This is a genomic window from Sphingomonas sp. 22176, assembly GCF_052045505.1.
Taxonomy (GTDB): domain Bacteria; phylum Pseudomonadota; class Alphaproteobacteria; order Sphingomonadales; family Sphingomonadaceae; genus Sphingomonas.
The window spans coordinates 769,181-790,401 of sequence record NZ_JBQEPL010000001.1; the positions used below are offsets into that span (position 1 = coordinate 769,181).

A 21,221-nucleotide genomic window follows, 5' to 3' on the forward strand; every position below is an offset into this window, starting at 1 on the left:
AAGCACCTCTTGCCTTTGCAATGCACAAAGGCCAGAGGCTCATTGCATATGAGCGCAACCGTCCACCGCCTGGGCTCGCGAACCCAGCCTTCGCTCGATCCGATCATGGCGCTGGTCGCCCAGGACATGAACCTGGTCAACGCGGTGATCCTCGATCGCATGCAGTCCGAGATTCCGCTGATCCCCGAACTCGCCGGTCACCTGATCGCTGGCGGCGGCAAGCGGATGCGGCCGATGCTTACGCTCGCCAGCGCCCGGCTGCTCGGCTATTCGGGGACGCGCCACCACAAGCTGGCCGCCGCCGTGGAGTTCATCCACACCGCGACGCTGCTCCATGACGACGTGGTCGACAGCTCGGACCTGCGTCGCGGCCGCCGCACCGCCAACATCATCTGGGGCAATCCCGCCAGCGTGCTGGTCGGCGACTTCCTGTTCAGCCGCTCGTTCGAGCTGATGGTGGAAGCGGAAAGCCTCAAGGCGCTCCACATCCTGTCCAACGCCAGCGCGGTGATCGCCGAGGGCGAAGTCAACCAGCTCACCGCGGTGCGCCGGATCGACCTGTCCGAGGATCGCTATCTCGACATCATCGGCGCCAAGACCGCGGCGCTGTTCGCCGCCGCCTGCCGGGTGTCGGCGGTGGTTGCCGAGCGTCCGGAGGCGGAGGAGCTCGCGCTCGACGCTTATGGCCGCAACCTCGGCATCGCCTTCCAGCTGGTCGACGATGCGATCGATTACGTCTCGGACGCGTCGACCATGGGCAAGGATGCCGGCGACGATTTCCGCGAAGGCAAGATGACCCTGCCGGTGATCCTCGCCTATGCGCGCGGCAACGAGGCGGAACGCGGCTTCTGGAAGGAAGCGATCTCGGGCCGCCGCATCTCGGACGAGGATTTCGCCGAGGCGATCCGGCTGGTGCAGAGCTGCCGCGCGGTGGACGATACGCTGGCGCGCGCCCGCCATTACGGCCAGCGCGCGATCGATGCGCTGGGCGGCTTCCGCGCCTGCGAGGCGAAGGACGCGATGGTCGAAGCCGTCGAATTCGCGGTGGCGCGCGCCTACTGACGCGCGCCAGCCCGCCCGGGGATTACTCCTCGGTCGACTTCTCTTCGCCTTCGTCCTCGTCGACTTCGAGCGCGTCTTCCTCGTCCATGTCGAGCACTTCCTCGATGCCCTCGACGATAAGGTCGAGCTGCTCGTAGCTCGCCGTCATCTCGATGGTCTCACCGTCCTCATCCTCGAGGTGGAGGGTGTAATCGCCGTCGCTGTCCGGGGTGATGGTGAACTGGGAAAGGATTCGTGCCATGTCGCGCTCCTCTGGCGGTGAGTCCGCCTAACCACGCTTGTCCCGAATGGTTGCAGCCGAATGACGCCGACCTTGCCGATCCACGCTGTTTTGCCGGCGCTGCTCGCTGCGCTGCGGTCGGCAAGCAACGCGGTGCTGGTCGCGCCGCCGGGCGCGGGCAAAACCACGGCGGTGGCGCCGGCGCTGCTCGGCGAGGCCTGGTGTACCGGCGAAATCCTGCTGCTGTCCCCGCGCAGGCTGGCGGCGCGCGCCGCGGCAGAACGGATGGCGGCGCTGGCAGGGGAGAGCGTCGGCAAGACCTTCGGCTATGCGACGCGGATGGACAGCAAGCGCTCGGCGGCGACGCGGGTGACGGTCGTCACCGAGGGCATCTTCGTCAATCGCATCCAGGCCGATCCCGAGCTGGCCGGCGTCTCCGCCGTGCTGTTCGACGAAGTGCATGAGCGCAGCCTCGACAGCGATTTCGGGTTGGCACTTGCGCTCGACGCACAGGGCGCGCTGCGGCCGGACCTGCGGCTGGTCGCGATGTCGGCGACGCTCGACGGCAGCCGCTTCTCCGGGCTGATGGGCGACGCGCCGATGGTGGAGAGCGAAGGCCGCAGTTTTCCGCTGACGCTGCGCCATCTCGGCCGTGCGGCCGAGGCCCGGATCGAGGATTCGGTGGCTGGCGCGGTGCGGCAAGCATTGCGCGAGGAAGAGGGCGGTATCCTCGCCTTCCTGCCCGGCGTGGCGGAGATCGAGCGGACCGCCGAGCGGCTGGGCGAACTCGGCGGCGCGGTGCTGCACCGGCTGCACGGCAGCCTGGAGCCCGCCGCCCAGCGCGCCGCGATCGCGCCCGATCCGGAGGGGCGCCGCAAGATCGTGCTGGCGACCTCGATCGCGGAGACCTCGCTGACGCTCGACGGCATCCGCGTGGTGGTCGACTCCGGGCTGGCGCGGCGACCGCGCTACGATCGCGCGGCAGGGATGACGCGGCTGGTCACCGAGCGTGCCAGCCAGGCGGCGGTGACGCAGCGGGCAGGGCGTGCGGCGCGGCAGGGGCCGGGGAGCGCCTATCGGCTTTGGGAGGAAGCGGCGACGGCGGGGCTGCCGCGCTTCGATCCGCCGGAGATTCTGGAGGCCGATCTGTCGGCGCTGATGCTCGATTGCGCGCTGTGGGGCGTGACCGATCCCCGCCAGCTTGCCTGGCTCGATCCGCCGCCCGAGGCGGCCATCGCCGAGGCGCGGGCGCGGTTGGGGGCGCTGGAGGCTATCGATGGCGACGGGCGCCCGACCGAGCATGGCAAGGCGATCGCGCGGATGCCGCTGCCGCCGCGGCTTGGGCACATGCTGGTGCGCGCGAGCGAACGCGGCATGGCACGGACCGCGGCGGACGTCGCGGTGTTGCTCGGCGAGCGGGGGCTCGGGGGCAATGACGCGGACCTGGAGCTGCGGTTGCGCCGCTGGAAAGGCGAACGCGGCCAGCGGGCGGAGAATGGGCGGCGTCTGGCCGACCGCTGGAGTAAGCTGGTCCCCGCTGCCGCAGCCGGCGCTCCCCTCCCGCTTGCGGGAGGGGTTGGGGGAGGGGCTGACGTGGCGGCTCCATCCCCAGCGGCGAGGCAAGCTACGCGTTCATCCCCTCCCCCGACCCCTCCCGCAAGCGGGAGGGGAGCGCAGACTGCGGGTTCGGGAGAAGACGTCGCCCTCTGCGTCGCACTTGCCTTCCCCGATCGGGTAGCGAAGCGCCGCGACGGCTCCGGCGAAACCTGGGCCTCCGTCGGCGGGCGCGGGTTCAAGCTGGACCCGACTTCACCGCTCGCCCGCGCCGACTGGCTCGCCGTGGCCGAAACGCAGGGCATGGCCGCCGGGGCACGCATCCTCTCCGCCGCACCGATCGACGCCGCCACGGTCGAGTCACTGTTCGCCGATCGCATCGAGACCCGCCGCACCGTCACCTTCGACCCTGCCACGGGCCGCATCGAAGCCCTGCGCGAACGAAGGCTCGGCGCCGTCCGCCTCTCCGGTGGCAGCGACTCGGGCGCGACGCCTGCGGAAATCGAATCGGCGCTGCTCGAAGGCGTGCGCACCCATGGCCTCCACCTGCTTCCCTGGTCCGAGACCGGGCAGGCGCTCCGCACCCGCGGCGCCTATGCCCGCATCGACGCGCTTACCGACGAGGCGCTGCTCGCCACGCTCGACGACTGGCTGCCCGCCGCGCTGGAGGGCAAGCGCCGGCTCGACGCGGTTGCGCCCGAATCGCTCACCCAGGCGCTGCAGAACCTGCTCGGCTGGGACGGGCAGAAGACGCTCGACCGGCTTGCCCCGGCGCGCTTCGAGACTCCCGCGGGCTCCAGCCACGCGATCGACTATGCCGCCGAAGCCGGTCCCACGGTGGAAGTGCGGGTCCAGGCGCTGTTCGGCCTCGCCGAGCATCCGATGATCGGGGGCAATGTGCCGCTGGTGCTCAGCCTCACCTCGCCCGCCGGCCGCCCGATCCAGACGACGCGCGACCTGCCGGGATTCTGGAAGGGCAGCTGGGCAGCGGTGGCCAAGGAAATGCGCGGCCGCTATCCGCGCCATCCCTGGCCCGAGGACCCGGCGGCGGCCTCCGCAACGCTACGGACGAAAAACGCTGATGCAAGGGCGCGCGGGGCGCGCTAAAGGGTGGCCCCATGAAGTCCGCTCGCATCTATCAGCGCGTCAAGAACGCGATGCAGTCCGGCCGCGCCCGGACCGACAATTGGGTCCTCGAGTTCGAGCCGCACACGCCGCAGCGGCCCGATCCGCTGACCGGGTGGGCCGGCGGCGGCGAGACCGCGAACCAGGTCCGCATTTCCTTCCCGACGCTGGAAGCAGCGAAGGAATATGCGGAGCGCGAGGGCTATGCCTATCACGTCGTGCCGGCGCCGCAGCGCAAGCTCAAGCTGCAGGCTTATGCGGATAATTTCCGCTAAGGCTTTCCTCGCGGCGGCGCTGTGCGGCCTGATCGTGGCACCGGTGGCCGAAGCTTCCGGTGCACGCAGCGCGAAGGCACGCCGCGTCAAAGGTGCCCGCCTCATCCGTAGCGGCGGCGCACGCGGCAGCAGCATCTTCGCGAACTGCGCCGCAGCACGTGCTGCGGGTGCGGCGCCGATCCGTGTCGGCGACCCTGGTTATAGCCGCCGACTCGACCGCGACGGCGACGGAGTCGCTTGCGAGCGCTGATAGCGCAGCGTCAGCCGGTGCCGCGCCCGAGCAGCGCGCCGCTGAGCACCAGCAGCATCTTCACGTCGACGGCCATGCCCCGCGCGCGACACTCGGCGATGAACGCGGGCAGCTCGGTCATCGGCACATGGTGGACCTTGATGTCCTCGCCATCCACGCCGCCGCCGTCACCGATGCGGGTGAGGCCGTGGACGCGGACCAGCGTGAAGCTCTCGCTGACCATGCCAGGCGAGGCGAAATACTCGCCGAGTTCCTCGACGCGGTCGCATGCATAGCCGGCCTCCTCCTCCAGCTCGCGCCGGGCAGCGGCCTCGATCGTGTCGCCTTCCTCGGTATCGCCGACGAGGCCCGCGGGCAGCTCGATGCAGCGGCGGCCGAGCGGCACGCGATATTGCTCGACCAGGATCACCCGGTCCTGATCGTCGATCGCGACGATCACCACGGCGCGGATGCCGCCGGTGCGCCCGACATATTCCCATTTGCCCTGGCGGAACACGGTGATCCACTTGCCCGCCCAGGGGGTCTCGATCTGTTCGTCGGTCATGGACAAGCCCTTAGAGCTCGATCAGCCGATCGGGAAGCTCGTTCACGTCGTCCGCCGCGCGCGGGAAATGCTCGGCCAGCACGATGCCGATCTGCGCCACCGCCGCTGCCATGCCCTCGGCCGGGCGGCCTTCCTTCACCTCCGCCAGCAGCGCCGCCATCGCCGCGCCCCACACTGCGGGGGTGACGCGCGAGTGGATTGCTGAATCGGCGAGGATCTCGGCGCGGTGCTCGGCGAGGCTGAGGTAGAGCAGCACGCCGGTGGAGCCGGTGGTACGCTTTTCGGCCGCGGTGCGGAACAGCGTCAGCGCGCGGGCATGGACCCGGCGCGTCTTGGTCGAACCCGGCGCGAGCGCGATCCGCAGCGCATCCTTGGCGAGCACCACGCGCACGAGCAGGAAGGTGAGCGATGTCACCACCAGCGTGGCGGTGAGATACCAGTGCGCCGGCACGGTCTGCGCCCAGGGATCGATCATCCGGCTGTGCAGCCATTCGATCGGCCAGGGCTGCCAGGCGAGCAGCGCCAGCACCAGCAGCATGGCGAGTACCGCCCAATGCAGCGCGACATCGGCATAATCGTCCGAGCGCCGCGCGAGCACCGTGACGATCTCGCCGCTGGTGCCTGACTCGGCCTGCGCCACGGCTTGCGCGACGCGCGCGCGATCCTGATCGGTCAATCGCATCCTCACCAGCTCCCCGAAGCGCCGCCGCCACCGAACGACCCGCCGCCGCCGGAGAAACCGCCGCCGCCGCCTCCGCCGCCGCCCCCCCAGCCACCGCCACCGCCCCAACCGCCATGGTCGTCGTCGTCGTCGCGGTGGCTCGCCGCGCGGCCGATCTCGTTGGCGATGGTCCACAGCACGATCGGCAGCATGCCGCTGTCATGGTCGCGATCGCGATAGGCCTGGCCGTCCCACGGTCCCGGTCGGCGTCGCCCGCCGAAGCGCGCGAGCATCGGCACCAGGATGACGACGAGGATGATGAACCACACGAGCAGCCCGATCGGCAGCCCGCCGCCCTGCCGCTTGCGCGCGGACGATTTGGTCGCCGTGTCCTGCGCCGCCTTGGCTTTCTGCTCGGCAGCCTCGAGGGGCTGCTTCATCTGCTCGGCAATGGCCTGCGCGCCGGCGACGATGCCGCCCGCCATGTCGCCCGCCTTGAACTTCGGCAGAATGACCTGGTTGATGATCTGGCTCGACAGCGCGTCGGTCATGATCGGCTCGAGCCCATAGCCGACCTCGATCCGCACCTTGCGCTCGTTCGGCGCGACGATCAGCAGGATACCGTTATTGGCCTCCTTCTGCCCGATCCCCCAGGCACGGCCGAGCTGATAGCCGTAATCGGCGATGTCATAGCCCTGCAGGTCCGGAATCGTCGCCACGACGAACTGCCGGCTCGACGCCTGCTGCACTTCCGCCGAAAGCTGGGTGAGTTGCGCGACCTGTTCGGCCGAGAGCAGATGCGCGTCGTCGACCACCCGGCCGGTCAGCTTGGGAAAGGTCGGATCGGCCAGCGCACTCGTCGCCCCGGCCAGCAGGGCGACGAGCAGCACTAGGAAACGCAGCACACGCATCAGCGACGCTCCGGGGGCGGGACGGATCAGTTGCCGTTCCCGAAATTCACCGTCGGCGCGACGTCGGCGCCGGCTTTGGCCTGGAACGGCGTCATCGGCTTGGCGCCGTAGAAGAGCTTGGCGCCCACCGCCTCAGGGAAGGTGCGGATGCGGGTGTTATAGTCCTGCACCGCCTGGTTATAGTCGCGGATCGAGATGGTGATCCGGTTCTCGGTCCCTTCCAGCTGGCTCATCAGCGTGGTGAAGTTCGCCTGGCTCTTGAGGTCCGGATAGGCCTCGACGCTCGCGAGCAGGCGCGAGAGCGAGCCGCCCAGCTGCTGCTGCGCCTGCTGGAACTGCTGGACCTTGTTTGCATCGGTCAGGTCATTGGCGGTGACCTGGATCGAGGTCGCCTTGGCGCGGGCACTGATCACGTCGTTCAGGATCTTGCCTTCGGAGGCGGCAGCACCCTTCACCGTCGCGACGAGGTTCGGCACCAGGTCGGCGCGGCGCTGATACTGCGCCTGCACGTCGGCCCACTTGGCCTTGGCATTCTCCTCGGCGGTCGGCACGCTGTTGAGCCCGCAGGCCGAGAGCGACAGAGCTGCGATCGGCACGAGTGCGGTACGAAACTTCATGGGGAAGCAACCTCCAAATCCCATCAACGGGGTGTCTTATACGACGCCTACACCGCAGGGAGGAAGCGAAATCGGACGCCGGGGGTTGGCCTGCATGCCCGACTTGGGCAAGGTCGCGATGCCTTCAGTATGGGAGAGATGGCGAATGTTGAAGGAATTCAGGTCGTTCATTGCGCGCGGCAACGTGCTCGATCTGGCGGTGGGTGTGATCATCGGCGCGGCGTTCGGTACCATCACCAAATCGCTGACCGACGACATGATCATGCCGCTGGTCGGCTGGCTGTTCGGCGGGGTGGACTTCTCGGGTTATTTCCTGCGGCTGGGCGCGATTCCGGCCAGCTATACCGGCTCGCCGACCAACTATGCCGCGCTCAAGGCTGCCGGGGTCCCGCTGATCGGCTTCGGCCAGTTCATCACCGTGGTGATCAACTTCCTGATCCTCGCCTTCATCGTCTTCCTGCTGGTGCGCACCGTGAACAAGGTGATCGCCGCCGCCGAGCGCGACAAGGCCAGCGGCGACGCGCCGCCCGCGGCGGATCCGGCGGATGTGGTGCTGCTGCGCGAGATTCGCGACGAGCTGAAGAAGCGCAACGCGGGGACTTAGGCCGCCGCCAGTTCCTCTGCGGTGGCATCGGCCAGACTGGTGCCGTCGAGGATGCGGGCGGTCTCGTCGCGGACGCGGGCCATCGCGCGGCGAATCGCGCAGGCGGCCTCGTCCTTACAGTCGTTGCAGGGGCGATAGGCGGTGCGGCTGACGCAGGGGACCAGCGCCAGCGGCCCCTCGATCACCCGGATGATCTCACCCAGCGAGATCAGGTGCGCGGGCCGCGCCAAACGGTAGCCACCCATCTTCCCGCGGGTGGAGACGAGGAAGCTCGCCTCGCGCAGGTCGGCGAGGATCAGCTCCAGGAATTTGCGGGGTACGTTGGCTTCCGCAGCTATGCGGTTCATCGGCACGGGCGCGCCGTCGATCGGCTGTTCGACAAGGAAGAGCATTGCGCGGAGCGCATAGCGGGAACGCTGCGTCAACATGATGCCTTCTCCATGCCAACCGAATGGGGCGGTGGAAAGGCCATATTCCTTTCAACCTGACCTTTTCATTAAGCGCAAACCGCCTATATGGGTCTTTGCCGGGTTCGCCCGGCTATGGCGATAAACAATGGCGTATACTAGATGCAGCGGACCCGGGGGCAGTACCCGGCGGCTCCACCATAAAAGGTGGTGTTTCTGGACACCGTTTCTGACGGGGCCGAACCAGGATCGACGTGTATTGAACGGCGCTGTCTTCGCTCGGAATGGGACCACCGCAACGGCCCATTACACAAGTGCCAACGATAACGAAGCACTCGCTATTGCGGCGTAACCTCACGGCTTAACGGCCTAAGGTTATTCTAAAATGCGCGGTTCGGGCCACACCGGGCAACAGAAGTGGACTCCAGCGGCCGCCAGGGGGGCCGGGCAACAGAACCCCCTGGACCTTCCTTGCCTCAGAGCGTCGCGAGCCAAGGCTCCACGGCGCCGAAATGCGCCTCCCAGCTGGGCATGGTATAGCCCTGTACGCGCGCCAACTGCTCCGTGCGAATATCGCCTTCCTGCAGATGGTGGGCGATCGCCGCGATCCAGCTCGCGCCGTCCAGCGGGTCGCAATAGATCGGCAGGTCGCCGGCGAGTTCGCGGAAGACCGGCAGGTCGCTCGCCACCACCGGCGTGCCGACGCCGAGCGCTTCCACCACCGGCAGGCCATAGCCTTCGGCGAAGCTGGGCATCAGCAGCGCGCGGGCGCCGCGCAGATAGCCGGCAAGCGCGGTATCGGCGCAATCCTCGATCACCTCCACATGCCCCCGCAGCAGCGGCAGCCGATCGAGCATCGCCAGCGCTGCCTGCGCTTCCCAGCCGCGCTGGCCGATGATGACCAGCTTGGGGCAGGCGGCGGCGTTGTGCGCGATCAGCCGGCGCCACAGCTGGAGCAGCAGCACATGGTTCTTGCGCCCCTCGATCGTGCCGAGCGTGACGAAATAGGGCCGGTCGAGCGCGATCGGCGCCGCGTCGGCGGGCAGCGGATGGCCGCCGAGCAGCGCGGGCAGCATCGGCGGGCAGGGCTTCCCTTCGGCGGCTGCGAATTCCGCGAAATCGTCCAGCGTCGCCTGCGAATTGCCGATGATCCCGGCGGCGCTGGTCAGGGCGTTGGCCATGCGCCGATGATGGCGAATGTCCTCACCCACCCGGCAGAATTCCGGGTGGGTGAGGGGGATCAGATCGTGGATGAGATAGACCGGCCGCACCTGCGCCCGTTGCACCCAGGCGACGAGCCCCGTTGCGTCCAGCCCGGTGTGGCCGACGTTCAGGTAGAGGCGGTCCTGCCCAAGCTGCCCGCCGCGCTGCGCCACGACGGCACGCATCGCCAGGCGCGGCGCGCGGCTGCGGAACTGCGGGCCCCCTTCGCGAATGAGGCGGAAGATCGCATCGGACAGCGTCGGCGTGAGGATCTGGCGCAGATTGCCGCGCTGGACCACAGCCTGCGCCCGATCGGCGAACCTGTCGACATAGGCCAGGCACACCCGGTCGATCCCGGTCGGCAGTCGTCCGGTCCAGGTGCGCCAGATCAGGCGGCTGATGTCGATAAGGAGATCGCGCTGCATTGCCGTGCTGAATCAGTCCGCCAGGCCGGATCGCGCGATCAAGAAAGCAAGCATGGTCACGATGCAGCATCGCTTGCGCCGGTACATGGGACAAATCAAGTCGTTGATGCAGGCCAAGGCAATGCGTAGGACGCGCGGTAGCACCGGCCGATCATCGGTGACAACGAGTGAGACCTTGATGGCGCGACGTATTTTGATGCCGCTGTTCCTTGCGTCGCTCGCGGCCAATCTGGTTGCGGCGCTGCTGGATCCCAGCTGGTGGGCGATTCCCGCGCTGCTCGCGGGCTGGTACGCTGCCGACCTCGCTTCGGGTCTCGTCCACATGTATATGGACTATCGTCCGACGCCGGCCGGCAAGGGCCTGGATGCGCTGTATTTCTATGCGGGGTCGCGCGAGTCCGATCATTACAAGGCGCTGTGGCGCGCGCGGATGGCGAAGGTGAGCCCGCTCGACCGGCTGGTCTATGACTTCAAGAACCATCATCCCCGCCCCGATGCGCTCGGCCGCCGCGATCTGTGGCGGCTGATCGGCAGCACGGTGATCCTGGGCGCGCTGCCCTTTTCGGTGCTGCTGAACGTGCTGGCCTTTACCGGGCTGGTGCCCGGCTGGGTGGCGGCGGGCGGCGTGGCGCTGCTCATCGGCGGCGCCTTCGCGCAATATTTCCACGGCGCCCTGCATCGGCAGCACAATCCCTGGATCGTGCGGGCGATGCGACGCTGCGGCCTGCTGATGACGCCGCAGGCCCATCAGTTGCATCACGATACGCTGCAGCGCGATTTCGCGACCAATTGCGGCTGGTCGAACCCGCTCGTCAACCGGCTGTTCCTCGCCGGGCGCCGCCGGGGATGGTTCGACGATGCCGGGCTCGAGCCGACGGCCTAGATGAACAGCGCGGTGTCGCTGACCCGCGCAATCTCTTCCGACGTTTCCCCCAGCAGCCGCTCGATGCTGTTGGCAACCAGCGTTTCGGTCGCCGACTCGCTGGCGAGGCCCCCGCGCACCAGGCAATGGGCATGCAGCACCCGGCGGAAGGCGTCGTACAACGCCATGTCGGGTGTCTGCGGTGCATCCCAGAACCGGTCGAGGTGTCCCTGGTGGGTCACGCCCGGAATGTCGTAGATCGCGTCGCCCAGCACGATCACGGGCCTGCCCGCGGCAAGCGCAAGCGTGCCTGAAGTGCTGTTCACGCACACCATGCCGCGCGCCTCACGCGCCAGCCTGCTCAGATCGCCGCCGTCGAGATGGTGCACACGGTCCGCGATGCCGAGCGCCTTGGCCCGCTTCTGCAGGAAGGTCCGCCAGTTGTGGAAGCCGCAGTCGAGCGGATGTTCCTTCACCAGCAGATGGGCATCGGCCGGAGCGCAATGGGCGAAGCTGTCGAGCACATAGTCCGCCGCCGTCATCATCGTTCCGAACGGGGAATGCTCGCGGATCTGATAGTCGCCGGTCAGCTGCAGCGGGAACAGGAAAAAGGGCTTGCCTGCAATTGCCGCCAGCGTGGCCTGCGCCTGCGCGGCGCGGCGCCGGCTGATCGCGAACTTGCGCAGCCAGCCAAAGCCTTCGACGAGGATCAGGCCCTTCCGGTGCGATCGGTAGAAGGGGAAGCGGACCCGCCCGGTGATCACGCGGTGATAATACCAGTAGGAGTCGCGCGCACGCCTTCCAAAGCTGGCGGTAATCGAAGGCAGATCGGGCAGCGGGGGCAGCGCCCGGGCGCGTTCCAGCAGCGTCGCGGGGTCGCGCTCGAACGTGGAGTGACCGTTGACGCCATCCGGCTCCAGCGTCATCCAGTCAGGCCGGATATAGCCTTCCTCATAGACATGGATCGCCACGCCCCGCAGCTTCGCCAGGCGGTGCGCCGCCAGGTGCATCGGCCGGCAATCGCCGTAGAGCACCAGATCGGTGATATTGTGTTCGCGGACGAATCGATCAAAGAAGATCGGCCACGCCGCCATGCGACCATTGTAATCCACGCCGCCCGTCGGCCAATCGTAGCGGTCGCCGCCATTGAGGTTGATGCGATGGACGGCGCAGCCGCGCGTTTCCAGTTCGCGGCTCAGCTGCCAAAAGAACGGTCCCGGCGGCCCCTGCAGAAAAAGAAACGAACGCCGTAACGGCCACACATGCTTCATCGCCGAGATCCTCTGCGCGCGAAGCTGCGTTTAACCTTCCCTTGCAATGTACGCAATCGTTCCAGCAGCGTCGGCGTCGCGGCGACATCGGCAATCATGCGGTCCACCAATATCTCCACTGGGCAGGGCAACCGGGTTACGGGGTCCAGATACCGTGGATACAGGATCAATACTGCCGCCACGAGTTCGGCGAGCGAGCGACGCGCCGTACGCCGTGCCGGAACCGGGCCCAGATCCTGGGTCAGGCCCCATCCGGCGTAGAAGGGAACCCCGTGGGTGAAGACCTGCTTGCCCCGCAACAGCGCCTCGAACCCCGCCAGCGAGGTGAGCACATGGAGCGCGTCGACCATGTCGAGCAGGGCGGAGATCGGAGCTTCGCGCTCGATCCGGTCGGCATGGGCCAGCGCCACCGTATCCTCGATCGCGCCCTTGCGGTGCCCGGCCTCGACGTCCGGATGTGGTTTGTAGATCAGATAGGCATCGGGCTCCGCGGCGCGGGCGGCGACGAGCAGGTCCAGGTTGGTCATGCCGGCGGCCCCGCACAGGATCGATCGATCGTCTTCCACCTGGCCGGTGACCAGCACGTGCCGTCGGTCGCCTGCCGGACGCGCGAGCGCGGCACCGCCGCGGCCATATTTGCTCAGCCCTTCCGCGACGATGCGGGCGATCAGCGCCTCCGCGCGGGCAAGCAGTGCCGGTTCGACATCGCCGCGTTCGATCAGGGTCTCGAGGTCGCTGGGCCGGCTCGGATCGAAATGCACGCCGCTGCGATCGACCGCGATCGACAGTGGCGGCACGCAGTTCGCGCCGAGGCCTACCGACCGGACGAAACCGTCCTCGATTTCGCCGACCGGTGCGCCTTCCGCATCGATCCGATGGAGCATCGCCGGCGGTACCCGGGAGCGCCACATCAGCGTCGTGCCGCCCGCAATGCCCCCCGCGCGATAGCGCGGCCCGGCGCCGCCGTCCCACAGCAGTGCCTCCACCGTCTCGCGCTTCCAGCCGGCGACGCCGAGCACCCGCGTCACGTCGCGATTGCTATCGATCAGCGTCCGCCATTCGCCGAGCAGCGTCAGGATTCGCGCGATCGGGGCGGGGGCGCCGGTGAACGGGTCGCGGTAGCGGCGACCCGCCAGCAGCTCGGCTGCGACCACCCGCTCCAGCGCTGCCGGATCCGCGCCATCGCCCAGGTCCGAGAACCGGCCGGTGCCGAAGAGGTGTAGCGCGCAACCCGTCAGCGCTGCCACGAGGGCGATCTCGCTATCGGCATCGGCGAACACCGTCCTGGCGCGCAGCAGCAGCCACCATGGGTCTGCGGGACCCACCTGTACCAGGCCGGCCAGCGTCGCGCCCGTCGAGACGCCGTGCGCCCCGGCATCGGCAGGCGCGGCGGTGAGCATCCGGCGCAACTGGGCGGAGGTGCGCGGCACGAAGAGCAGGTCGCGGTTGGAAGGAAGCGCCGGCTGCGCCTGCCAGAAGCCGCCACCGACGCGGAGTGTACGCAGCTGCGCGATCACCGCGGCGGGGTCGCCCGCAGCACTATCCGGCGCAGGCGCCTCCAACCGCGCGATGCGCGCCCGCGGGAAGGGTGGCATGCGCAGAAAGGCCGGCGCCGGCCGCGCCATCAGATGATCCCGCGATCCGCGAGCGTCGCTTCGATCGGGGCGAGATCGGTGGGATTGTTGAGTTCGATCGGATCCCAGCCGGGGGCCTCGAGCGCGATCACGTCGATCGGGATGCCGTGGTGCAGGAAGCGCAGCTGCTCCAACCCTTCGGCCAATTCCGCCGGGGAGGGTGGCAGCGCGCGGTAGCGGCGCAGCGCGTCGGGCCGATAGGCGTACAGGCCCAGATGGAGCCGGACCGGATTGTCCGCATCCGCGGGCGGGGAGGCGAGGAAGGGCAGCACGCGCTTCGAAAAATACAGCGCACGGCCGGCGGCATCGGTCACCGCGGTCGTTCCGCCGCTCCGCCCCGCTGCCTGATCGGCCAGCAAATGGGTATAGACAGTGGCGGAACACCGCATGGCCACCGTGGCGACCGCGCATTCCGGATGGTGCTCCATCCAGTCGGCCAGTGCCGCGACGAAGTCGGGCGGGGTGAGCAGCGCGTCGCCCTGGAAGTTGATCACATAATCGGGTGCCATGCCCAGGACGTCGATCGCCGCCGCAACCCGTTCCGTCCCATTCGCACAGGATTCGGGAGTCATCACCGGCGCCTCGCCCAGCGCCTGCACCGCCTCCGCGATTCGGGCGTCATCCGTGGCGACGTGCAGCGGCAGGTCGCGCCGCGCGGCATGGGCGGCTGCAATCGTCCGCGCGATCAGCGGCTGCGCTACGCCGGTCGCGCCGCGCACCGGGGCCAGCGGCTTGCCGGGATAGCGCGAGGATGCGTAGCGCGCAGGGATGATGATGACGCCGCCCGGCGTGCGTACCGTTTCCATCGCGGTCGTGCTCAGGCGCCGAGCCGCAGATCGTGGATGTGGAGCAGCCCCCAGGGGCGCCGCGATCCCGCCTTCTCCATCACGAACAGCACGGTGATCTTGTTCTCCTGCATGCGGGCCACCGCTTCGTCGACGGTCGCATCCTTGGTAATGGTTACCGGATCGCGCGTCATCAGCTCGCCCGCCACCGCGAGCAGCACCCGGTCGAACGAACGCCGCAGATCGCCGTCGGTGATCACGCCGATCAGCTCGCCCGCGCCATCCACCACGCCGGCGATGCCCTTGCCGCACGACGTCATCTCCAGCACGACGTCGCGTGCGCAGGCTTCCGCGCGTACCAGCGGCAGTGGCTCGGTCCGGCGGATCAGCGCGCCGAGCGTCTGCAGGCCCCAGCCGATTCGGCCGCCGGGATGCCAGCGCGCCAGCTCGTTGCGCGAGGTGCCGCGCTTGCGCATCGCCGCCACTGCCAGGGCGTCGCCCAGCGCCAGCATCATCGTCGTCGAGGTCGTCGGCGCCACGCCTTCGGGGCAGGCCTCCCCGCATTCCGGCAGCAGGAGCGTGATCGAAGCGTTGCGGGCCAGCATCGATTCCGCCCCGGCCGTCATCGCGATCACCGGCACCGACAGCCGCTGGGCATGCGTCAGCACCGCCGCGACCTCGGGCGTCTCGCCCGAATTGGAGAGCACGATCAGCACGTCGCCGCTGCGCATTACACCGAGATCGCCGTGCGAGGCCTCGCCCGGGTGCAGATAGTAAGCGGCGCTGCCCGTCGCCGAAAGCGTTGCGGCGATCTTGCGGGCGATATGGCCGGACTTGCCCATGCCCGCCAGGATGATGCGCCCGCGGGCGCCGACCAGCAGATCGACGGAAGCAGAGAAAGCGGCATCCAGCCGCCTGGCGAGCATCGCCAGCGCAGCCGCTTCGGTACGAATGACCTCCGCGCCATGTTCGATGATGGTCTGTACGCTACTTACTTCCATGCCCTTCCCTTCGTGATCGCGTCGCTTGCCAGCACCGATCGGAAAGCATCCGATCCGGCAGCGATCAATCACGCCCTTCGCGCGTCTCGCACTCGAAAAGCTTTGATGCAAGACCAACGGGCCCGATCAATCATCCAGCACGACCTTGTCGCCGGCCGGCTGCCAGGGCTGGCCCATCCAGTTCTGGAGTCGATCACGGACGCGCCACATCACGTCTATCCGCCGTTCGGCTATTCCTGGGATGCTCAGCAGATCGGCGCCGGTCCACGGTACGAAAGGATTGCGGCGACTGAACGACCATAGTTCCAGCCGCCGGCTCGGGCGGGTCGCGGCGACGCGGGCGTGGAACCCGCAGGTGTCGGCCACGACGAGCGTGTTGGCCGGGACCGGGAAGCGCTGTGCAGCCGGCAGTCCCAGACCGGGCAGTTCCTCCGGCGAGACGCGCAGCGATCCGCGCGCCGACAGGAAGTCCTCGCTCGTGCCTGCGCTCAGGCTGCGCGCCTGTTCCCAGTCGAGACGCGCCGGGGTCAGCCGATGCGAGCCGGGAACATAGGAGAAGGGGCCATCCGCCTCTTCGACGTCGTTGAGGAAGAACCAGGCCTTCAACGTCGGGTGGAAGGTGTCGGCATGCAGGTTGGTCTGGGGATCCGGGTCCGGAATGTCGCTGTTGGTCAGGATCGTCTGGATATAGTGGAGCGGCTGGCTGCGGAAGCTGCCCACATAGCGGCACAGCGCGCGGAACCGCGCGTCGCGCAGCAGCGCCTGTGCCTGCGGGACCGACTGGAGGAATGCCGGGCCGATCGCGATGCGGCGGGTGATGGTGTTGCCCTGGCGCATCTCGCGTGTCGCAAATCGCTGGGCCAGCACCGTGTCGCGCAGAGCGGCGAACGTCGCCGGGGGCAGGAAATCGCGGACGATGACGAACCCGTCGCGATCGAATGCGGCGCGATCCTGTTCAGGAAGGTCCGCCGTCAGGCGGGCGCGGCGGCTCCAGGCGAGCTGATGGGCGATCTTCACCCGTGCGCGGTGCAGGCCGCGGGCATTGAGGCGGCGCGATCCGATAATGGGATTGTCGCGAAACGACTTGGCGCCGGTGGCTAGTTGGGCGACCCACCAGGGGGCAGCCAGCATCGAAGGCATGCAAGGTCTCACTCGAACGCGATGGTTTGCGACCCATCCGGTTGCTGCAGCGCAATCTCCAAGTCCGTTCCGCCAAAAAGCCGCAGGCGTCAAGCTGCAGATCTGCGCTTTAGCGTAAATCGGCAAAAAAGGTTTTGCGAGAGCGGCTTATGCCGCCAATGCCGCTGCCCGTTCGGTTTCGGCGATCCAGCCGCCGCCGAGTACGCGGTCGCCGGCATAGAGCACCGCCGCCTGGCCCAGGGCGACGCCGTACTCGGGCGTCTCGAACACCACTCGGTCGCCTTCCATACGCGCCGGCACCGGCTTGGCGAGGCTGCGGACCTTGGCGGTCATCGGCCCGGCATGGTCGCCGCCCAGCCAGTTGATGTTCTCCAGCCGTGCCGCGCCCACCGCCAGCGCACGGCGCGGGCCGACGACGACGCGCTTGGTCTCGGGTTCGAGCCGCAGGACATAATAGGGCTCGGGCGCGCCGCCGATCTCCAGCCCGCGGCGCTGGCCGACGGTGAAGTGAATCAGCCCGCGATGCTGCCCCAGCCGGGTGCCGCTCTCGTCGACGATCTCGCCGCCTGCCTCGGCCTCCGGCCGCAGCTTCTTCACCAGCGTGGCATAGTCGCCGTCGGGGACGAAGCAGATGTCCTGGCTGTCGGGCTTGCCGGCAACGCCCAGCCCCAGCTCTGCGGCGAGCGCGCGCACCTCGGGCTTGGGCAGGCCGCCCAGCGGGAAGCGCAGATAGTCGAGTTGGCTCTGCGTGGTCGCGAACAGGAAATAGCTCTGGTCGCGCGCCGGATCGGCGGCGCGGTGCAGCTCGGCCCCCTCGGCGCCCACCACCCGGCGGACATAATGGCCGGTGGCGAGGCAATCGGCGCCGAGGTCGCGCGCGAGCGCGAACAGATCGGTGAACTTCGGCCCCATGTTGCACTTCACGCAAGGGATCGGGGTGCGGCCCGCCATATACTCGTCGGCGAAGTCGTCGATCACCTGGGTCTGGAAGCTGCTCGCATGGTCGAAGACATAATGTGCGATGCCGAGCTTGTCGCATACCGCGCGCGCGTCGCGGATGTCGCGGCCGGCGCAGCAGCTGCCGGAGCGGCCCACTGCCTCGCCATGATCGTAGAGCTGCAGCGTAATGCCGATCGTCTCTGCCCCGCTGCGCGCCGCCAGCGCGGCGACGACGGAGGAATCGACGCCGCCGGACATGGCGACGACGATACGCCGCCCTGAAAGCGGCTCGGCTAGCTGGAAATCACCGGGGGTCATAGCCGCCCAGATAGGGCAGGCCCGTTCCGGTTGCCACCCGGGGTTCGCGGAAACCTGCCGGACATGGAAGTTAAGCCGAGGTTTTCAGCGCCTTTACGGCCCTTTCAGCACTCGCCGTTTATACTGCGCGCTCGAAGGACGACTGGAAACGCATTGGTGGACTTGAGTTTTGCCCATCCGAACCGCGACTTGGGCACTGCGATGCTCCCTACGGGGCTGGCGGTGCTGATGGCGATGGTGACGAGCCGGCAGGCCGCCAGCCCCACCGCGCGGATTCAGACCCGGCTTTCGATGCCGCTTCCCGTGGCAGCGTTGCTCGCGCCGGCCGATGGTTGTTTCCATCGCGTGGTCGCGACGGCGCTGCACCAGTGGGGAGAGGCGTGAAGCGCGCGTTTACCTTGCCATTTTAGCCGATGTTCAAGGCAGGCCCGTAAAAGTCGTTTCACGGTTGCGTAACAGGGGCGGCCGGCCCCGATGAGGTTTGGTAGATGATTGAGAACCAGAAGATCCGTCCTGCCAAGGTGATTGGTCCGCTCGGCGAGCCGCTGACCCTGGACAGCCTGCCCCCGCCCAACACCACCCGCTGGGTGGTGCGGCGCAAGGCCGAGGTCGTGGCCGCGGTGAATGGCGGGCTGCTGACCGTGGACGAGGTGTGCGATCGCTATGGCCTCACCGTTGAGGAATTCGCCGGCTGGCAGCGCGCGATCGATCGTTCGGGCATGCCGGGGCTGCGCGTCACCCGCATCCAGCATTATCGCTCGCTCTACGAACGCCAGCAGAAGTTCTGATTTTTTCGTATCGCGTGCCGAAAGTTCCCTTGACAAGGTAAAATATCGGTTTGGAACCAAACTGACCATTCGCGGATTTTCCATTACGTCGCCCGGGTCGCCGGGCAAGTAAAGGAGGGACGAATGGTAGGCTTTATCGTTTGGCTCGTCATCGGCGGCGTCGTCGGCTGGCTTGCAAGCATCATCATGCGCACCGATGCCCAGCAGGGCGTCTTCTTGAACATCGTCGTCGGCATTGTCGGCGCCTTCGTCGGCGGACTTCTGTTCGGCGGCAACATCAACAGCGGCGTGATCACCCCGATGACCTTCCTGGTCTCGCTGGTGGGTGCGGTCATCCTGCTGGCGATTGTCAACCTGGTGCGTCGCGGCGCGGTGCGTTAAGCATCCCGCGGTCACCAGACCAAAAAAAGGGCCGTCCCAGCCGGGGCGGCCCTTTTTTCATGTCCTGATCATTTCAACAGGAAACGCACTGAAACGCTGGCGGTGACCTTTTGCTCGCCCGGCACGATCGCGGTGTCTGCCTCGGCCATCATTGCCTTGCCCCGCATCAGCATCGGCATTGGCTGCGGCGCCTGCGGCATGCCGGCTTCCGAGATCAGCAGGATGCGGTCAACCTTGAGCCCCGCCGCATGCGCGTAGAGCGCGGCGCGCGCCTTGGCCTTGGCGATCGCGTCGCGCCGCGCCTCGTCGAGCGCGCCGTCCTCGTCGGCGAGGGTGAGGTTCGGCCCGGCGATGTTATTCGCGCCCTGTGCGACCAGCGCATCGAGGATCGTGCCGCTCTTGGCGATGTCGCGGAAGCGCACGGTCAGCTGGTTCGACGCCTGATAGCCGGTGATCACCGGCGGCTTGTTGTCCTGATAGCGATATTGCGGCGCGAGGTTGACCGCGCTGGTCTGCAGGTCGCGCTCAGAGATCCCGGCCTTGCGTAGCGCAGCCAGCACGGCCGCCATCCGCGCGGCATTCTGCTGCATCGCCTCACCGGCCGTAGGGGCGGCGGTGACCACCCCCGCCTGGATCAGCGCGAGATCGGGCACGCGGGTGGTCGTTCCCTCGGCGACGATGTCGAGCACGGTGCCGTCGGCCGGGATCGGCTGGGCGACCGCCTGCGCCTGGGCGAAGGCATGCGGTGCGGCGGCCAGCGCGAGCAGCGCGGCAAGCGGCAAAGAGCGGATCATGTGGATGTTCCTCCTGTGGTTTGTCGTCATCCTGCCTCGGCTTGTCGACGCCGGCTCACGAACCTAGGCTGAACGAAACAACGCCAACAAACGATTGCCGTTACTTGCAAGCTCTCGCAGGCGGGGGACTTTTTCTTTGGCATCACTTGCGCGCGTACATGCAACCGGGCATGCCGCCGCGCGTTGCTACACCGGCCTTGTGGGCGGTGCTATATTCCTATAATACAGTGCGACGAGGGGCGTGTACGCGCCTCGAACGAGGTGGGCGCATGAATTACGAGGCAGGGATGTTGGATCGGCAGGAACAGCTCGGGTTCGAGGGGGAGCCGGCGCGGCGTGGGCGGCGTTGGCTGTGGATCGGCCTTGGCGCCTTCGTGCTGGTCGTGGTCGCCGGCTTCCTGATGATGCGCCCGGCGAGCAAGCCGCTTCCCGCCGCCAAGGGCGCCAAGGACCAGAGCCAGCTGCTCACCGTCACCGTCTCCGCGCCGGGGCAGCAGACCGCCTCGACGATCGTCACCGGCACCGGCAGCCTCGCCGCCAAGCGCGAGATGCCGGTCGGCGTGGCGGGCGAGGGCGGCATCGTCACCCGCGTGCTGGTCGATGCCGGCAGCTGGGTGCAGAAGGGCCAGGTACTCGCCGTGGTCGATCGCTCGGTCCAGGCGCAGACCGCCGAGTCGCTGGCCGCGCAGATCCGCGTTGCCGAGGCCGATGCCAAGCTGGCGCAGGCGAATCTCGAGCGCGCCGAGAAGCTGGTCGGGAACGGATTCATTTCGCGCGCCGATATCGATCAGAAAACCGCCGCGCGCGACCAGGCGCTGGCCCGTGTCCGCGTCGCCAAGGCGCAGCTGGCCGAAACCCAGGCGCGCAACCGCCGGCTCGACATCCGTGCGCCGGAAGCCGGCCTGGTGCTCGCCCGCCAGATCGAGCCGGGCCAGATCGTCAGCTCGGGTTCGGGCACGCTGTTCCGCATGGCGATGGACGGCCAGCTCGAACTGCGCACCCAGCTTTCCGAAGCCGACGTTCAGAAGCTCCATGTCGGCGCGCCGGCGGAAGTGACCCCGGTCGGCAGCCAGACCAGCTTCAAGGGCCAGGTGTGGCAGGTCTCGCCGGTGATCGACCCGACCAGCCGGCTCGGCATCGCCCGCATCGCGCTGCCCTATAACCCGGCGCTGCGCCCCGGCGGCTTCGCCAGCGCGCGGATCGTCGCGGGGTCGGTCACCTCGGTGATCCTGCCGCAATCGGCGGTGCAGAGCGACCAGCTGGGCACCTATGTCTACATCCTCAATGACAAGAACGAGGCGGTGCGCCGCGACGTGAAGACCGGCGACGTTTCGGACCAGGGCGTGCGGATCACCAGCGGCCTGAGCGGCAACGAGCGCGTGGTGATGACCGCGGGCGCGTTCCTGAATCCGGGCCAGAAGGTCATTCCCCAGCTCCAGAAGAAGTAAGG

General features: G+C 68.0%; 24 protein-coding genes and 1 other RNA gene. 11 read left to right on the forward strand and 14 right to left on the reverse strand.

From position 1 onward, the window contains the following. Window positions 1-48: 48 nt before the first annotated feature. The gene (locus ACTJKY_RS03580) at window positions 49-1,062 is read left to right on the forward strand and encodes a polyprenyl synthetase family protein (protein ID WP_440844242.1); all 1,014 of its coding nucleotides are present in this window, start codon (window positions 49-51) and stop codon (window positions 1,060-1,062) included. Window positions 1,063-1,084: 22 nt separating this feature from the next. On the opposite strand, the gene ACTJKY_RS03585 is transcribed toward ACTJKY_RS03580, so the two are convergent. Continuing rightward, entirely contained in the window at window positions 1,085-1,303 is a 219-nt protein-coding gene (locus tag ACTJKY_RS03585) for a hypothetical protein (RefSeq protein ID WP_168847940.1), read from the reverse strand. A 60-nt stretch (window positions 1,304-1,363) separates the two neighbouring features. Here ACTJKY_RS03585 and hrpB point away from each other — a divergent pair, with 60 nt between their 5' ends. Genes hrpB through ACTJKY_RS03600 form a run of 3 tightly spaced genes read left to right on the forward strand, consistent with a single transcriptional unit; the run spans window position 1,364 to window position 4,486 of the window. Next, window positions 1,364-3,943, forward strand: coding sequence for an ATP-dependent helicase HrpB (hrpB, locus tag ACTJKY_RS03590; RefSeq protein WP_440844243.1), 2,580 nt, complete (start codon window positions 1,364-1,366; stop codon window positions 3,941-3,943). Window positions 3,944-3,954: 11 nt separating this feature from the next. After that, complete coding sequence (locus ACTJKY_RS03595; protein WP_064311848.1) at window positions 3,955-4,236, forward strand: ETC complex I subunit; 282 nt, start codon at window positions 3,955-3,957, stop codon at window positions 4,234-4,236. Continuing rightward, the gene (locus ACTJKY_RS03600; RefSeq protein WP_440844245.1) at window positions 4,217-4,486 is read left to right on the forward strand and encodes an excalibur calcium-binding domain-containing protein; all 270 of its coding nucleotides are present in this window, start codon (window positions 4,217-4,219) and stop codon (window positions 4,484-4,486) included. The genes ACTJKY_RS03595 and ACTJKY_RS03600 overlap by 20 nt, the downstream gene beginning before the upstream one ends. 10 nt (window positions 4,487-4,496) lie before the next feature. On the opposite strand, the gene ACTJKY_RS03605 is transcribed toward ACTJKY_RS03600, so the two are convergent. Genes ACTJKY_RS03605 through ACTJKY_RS03620 form a run of 4 tightly spaced genes read right to left on the reverse strand, consistent with a single transcriptional unit; the run spans window position 4,497 to window position 7,219 of the window. Continuing rightward, window positions 4,497-5,030 (reverse strand): NUDIX hydrolase, encoded by a 534-nt coding sequence (locus ACTJKY_RS03605; protein WP_440844246.1) that lies wholly within the window; start codon window positions 5,028-5,030, stop codon window positions 4,497-4,499. 10 nt (window positions 5,031-5,040) lie between these two features. After that, window positions 5,041-5,712 carry a TPM domain-containing protein gene (locus ACTJKY_RS03610; protein ID WP_440844247.1) on the reverse strand — a complete coding sequence of 224 codons (672 nt, stop codon included), beginning with the start codon at window positions 5,710-5,712 and terminating at the stop codon, window positions 5,041-5,043. Window positions 5,713-5,714: 2 nt separating this feature from the next. After that, on the reverse strand, window positions 5,715-6,602 hold the full coding sequence (locus ACTJKY_RS03615) for a TPM domain-containing protein (RefSeq protein ID WP_440844248.1): 888 nt from the start codon (window positions 6,600-6,602) through the stop codon (window positions 5,715-5,717). A 26-nt stretch (window positions 6,603-6,628) separates the two neighbouring features. Further along, the gene (locus ACTJKY_RS03620) at window positions 6,629-7,219 is read right to left on the reverse strand and encodes a LemA family protein (protein WP_440844249.1); all 591 of its coding nucleotides are present in this window, start codon (window positions 7,217-7,219) and stop codon (window positions 6,629-6,631) included. A gap of 145 nt (window positions 7,220-7,364) precedes the next feature. Between ACTJKY_RS03620 and mscL the strand changes: the two genes are divergently transcribed. Then, the gene (gene mscL, locus ACTJKY_RS03625) at window positions 7,365-7,823 is read left to right on the forward strand and encodes a large conductance mechanosensitive channel protein MscL (RefSeq protein ID WP_440844250.1); all 459 of its coding nucleotides are present in this window, start codon (window positions 7,365-7,367) and stop codon (window positions 7,821-7,823) included. On the opposite strand, the gene ACTJKY_RS03630 is transcribed toward mscL, so the two are convergent. Then, entirely contained in the window at window positions 7,820-8,251 is a 432-nt protein-coding gene (locus ACTJKY_RS03630) for an RrF2 family transcriptional regulator (protein ID WP_440844251.1), read from the reverse strand. The two genes, mscL and ACTJKY_RS03630, sit on opposite strands and share 4 nt — an antisense overlap. Window positions 8,252-8,309: 58 nt before the next feature. Between ACTJKY_RS03630 and ssrA the strand changes: the two genes are divergently transcribed. Further along, window positions 8,310-8,656: a transfer-messenger RNA gene (gene ssrA, locus ACTJKY_RS03635) on the forward strand. A gap of 50 nt (window positions 8,657-8,706) precedes the next feature. On the opposite strand, the gene ACTJKY_RS03640 is transcribed toward ssrA, so the two are convergent. Further along, on the reverse strand, window positions 8,707-9,858 hold the full coding sequence (locus tag ACTJKY_RS03640) for a glycosyltransferase family 4 protein (protein ID WP_440844252.1): 1,152 nt from the start codon (window positions 9,856-9,858) through the stop codon (window positions 8,707-8,709). A 196-nt stretch (window positions 9,859-10,054) separates the two neighbouring features. Here ACTJKY_RS03640 and ACTJKY_RS03645 point away from each other — a divergent pair, with 196 nt between their 5' ends. After that, window positions 10,055-10,741, forward strand: a complete 687-nt coding sequence (locus ACTJKY_RS03645; protein WP_440844253.1) for a fatty acid desaturase CarF family protein — start codon at window positions 10,055-10,057, stop codon at window positions 10,739-10,741. Here ACTJKY_RS03645 and ACTJKY_RS03650 read toward each other — a convergent pair. The 6 genes from ACTJKY_RS03650 to mnmA all read right to left on the reverse strand — a co-directional run bounded on the left by ACTJKY_RS03650 (window position 10,738) and on the right by mnmA (window position 17,808). Next, window positions 10,738-11,991: a capsule biosynthesis protein gene (locus tag ACTJKY_RS03650; protein ID WP_440844254.1), complete on the reverse strand. Its 1,254-nt coding sequence runs from the start codon at window positions 11,989-11,991 to the stop codon at window positions 10,738-10,740. The genes ACTJKY_RS03645 and ACTJKY_RS03650 overlap by 4 nt on opposite strands. Continuing rightward, the gene (locus tag ACTJKY_RS03655; protein WP_440844255.1) at window positions 11,988-13,616 is read right to left on the reverse strand and encodes a capsular polysaccharide export protein, LipB/KpsS family; all 1,629 of its coding nucleotides are present in this window, start codon (window positions 13,614-13,616) and stop codon (window positions 11,988-11,990) included. The genes ACTJKY_RS03650 and ACTJKY_RS03655 overlap by 4 nt, the downstream gene beginning before the upstream one ends. Continuing rightward, window positions 13,616-14,431: a 3-deoxy-manno-octulosonate cytidylyltransferase gene (locus ACTJKY_RS03660; protein WP_440844256.1), complete on the reverse strand. Its 816-nt coding sequence runs from the start codon at window positions 14,429-14,431 to the stop codon at window positions 13,616-13,618. The genes ACTJKY_RS03655 and ACTJKY_RS03660 overlap by 1 nt, the downstream gene beginning before the upstream one ends. Before the next feature lie 11 nt (window positions 14,432-14,442). Beyond that, the gene (locus tag ACTJKY_RS03665; protein ID WP_440844257.1) at window positions 14,443-15,411 is read right to left on the reverse strand and encodes a KpsF/GutQ family sugar-phosphate isomerase; all 969 of its coding nucleotides are present in this window, start codon (window positions 15,409-15,411) and stop codon (window positions 14,443-14,445) included. Window positions 15,412-15,537: 126 nt separating this feature from the next. After that, window positions 15,538-16,551, reverse strand: coding sequence for a phytanoyl-CoA dioxygenase family protein (locus tag ACTJKY_RS03670; protein WP_440844258.1), 1,014 nt, complete (start codon window positions 16,549-16,551; stop codon window positions 15,538-15,540). 147 nt (window positions 16,552-16,698) lie between these two features. After that, window positions 16,699-17,808 carry a tRNA 2-thiouridine(34) synthase MnmA gene (gene mnmA / locus ACTJKY_RS03675; protein WP_440844259.1) on the reverse strand — a complete coding sequence of 370 codons (1,110 nt, stop codon included), beginning with the start codon at window positions 17,806-17,808 and terminating at the stop codon, window positions 16,699-16,701. 156 nt (window positions 17,809-17,964) lie between these two features. Between mnmA and ACTJKY_RS03680 the strand changes: the two genes are divergently transcribed. From ACTJKY_RS03680 to ACTJKY_RS03690, 3 genes are all read left to right on the forward strand, one after another. Further along, on the forward strand, window positions 17,965-18,192 hold the full coding sequence (locus tag ACTJKY_RS03680) for a hypothetical protein (RefSeq protein WP_440844260.1): 228 nt from the start codon (window positions 17,965-17,967) through the stop codon (window positions 18,190-18,192). Between the two features lie 104 nt (window positions 18,193-18,296). Beyond that, window positions 18,297-18,596 (forward strand): CtrA inhibitor SciP, encoded by a 300-nt coding sequence (gene sciP, locus ACTJKY_RS03685; protein ID WP_066721323.1) that lies wholly within the window; start codon window positions 18,297-18,299, stop codon window positions 18,594-18,596. 123 nt (window positions 18,597-18,719) lie between these two features. Further along, window positions 18,720-18,977 carry a GlsB/YeaQ/YmgE family stress response membrane protein gene (locus ACTJKY_RS03690; RefSeq protein ID WP_093298446.1) on the forward strand — a complete coding sequence of 86 codons (258 nt, stop codon included), beginning with the start codon at window positions 18,720-18,722 and terminating at the stop codon, window positions 18,975-18,977. 68 nt (window positions 18,978-19,045) lie between these two features. On the opposite strand, the gene ACTJKY_RS03695 is transcribed toward ACTJKY_RS03690, so the two are convergent. Then, a complete protein-coding gene (locus ACTJKY_RS03695; protein ID WP_440844262.1) occupies window positions 19,046-19,771 on the reverse strand; it encodes an SIMPL domain-containing protein in 726 nt (241 codons plus the stop codon). A gap of 269 nt (window positions 19,772-20,040) precedes the next feature. Between ACTJKY_RS03695 and ACTJKY_RS03700 the strand changes: the two genes are divergently transcribed. Continuing rightward, entirely contained in the window at window positions 20,041-21,219 is a 1,179-nt protein-coding gene (locus tag ACTJKY_RS03700; RefSeq protein WP_440844263.1) for an efflux RND transporter periplasmic adaptor subunit, read from the forward strand. The last annotated feature ends 2 nt before the right edge of the window (window positions 21,220-21,221 follow it).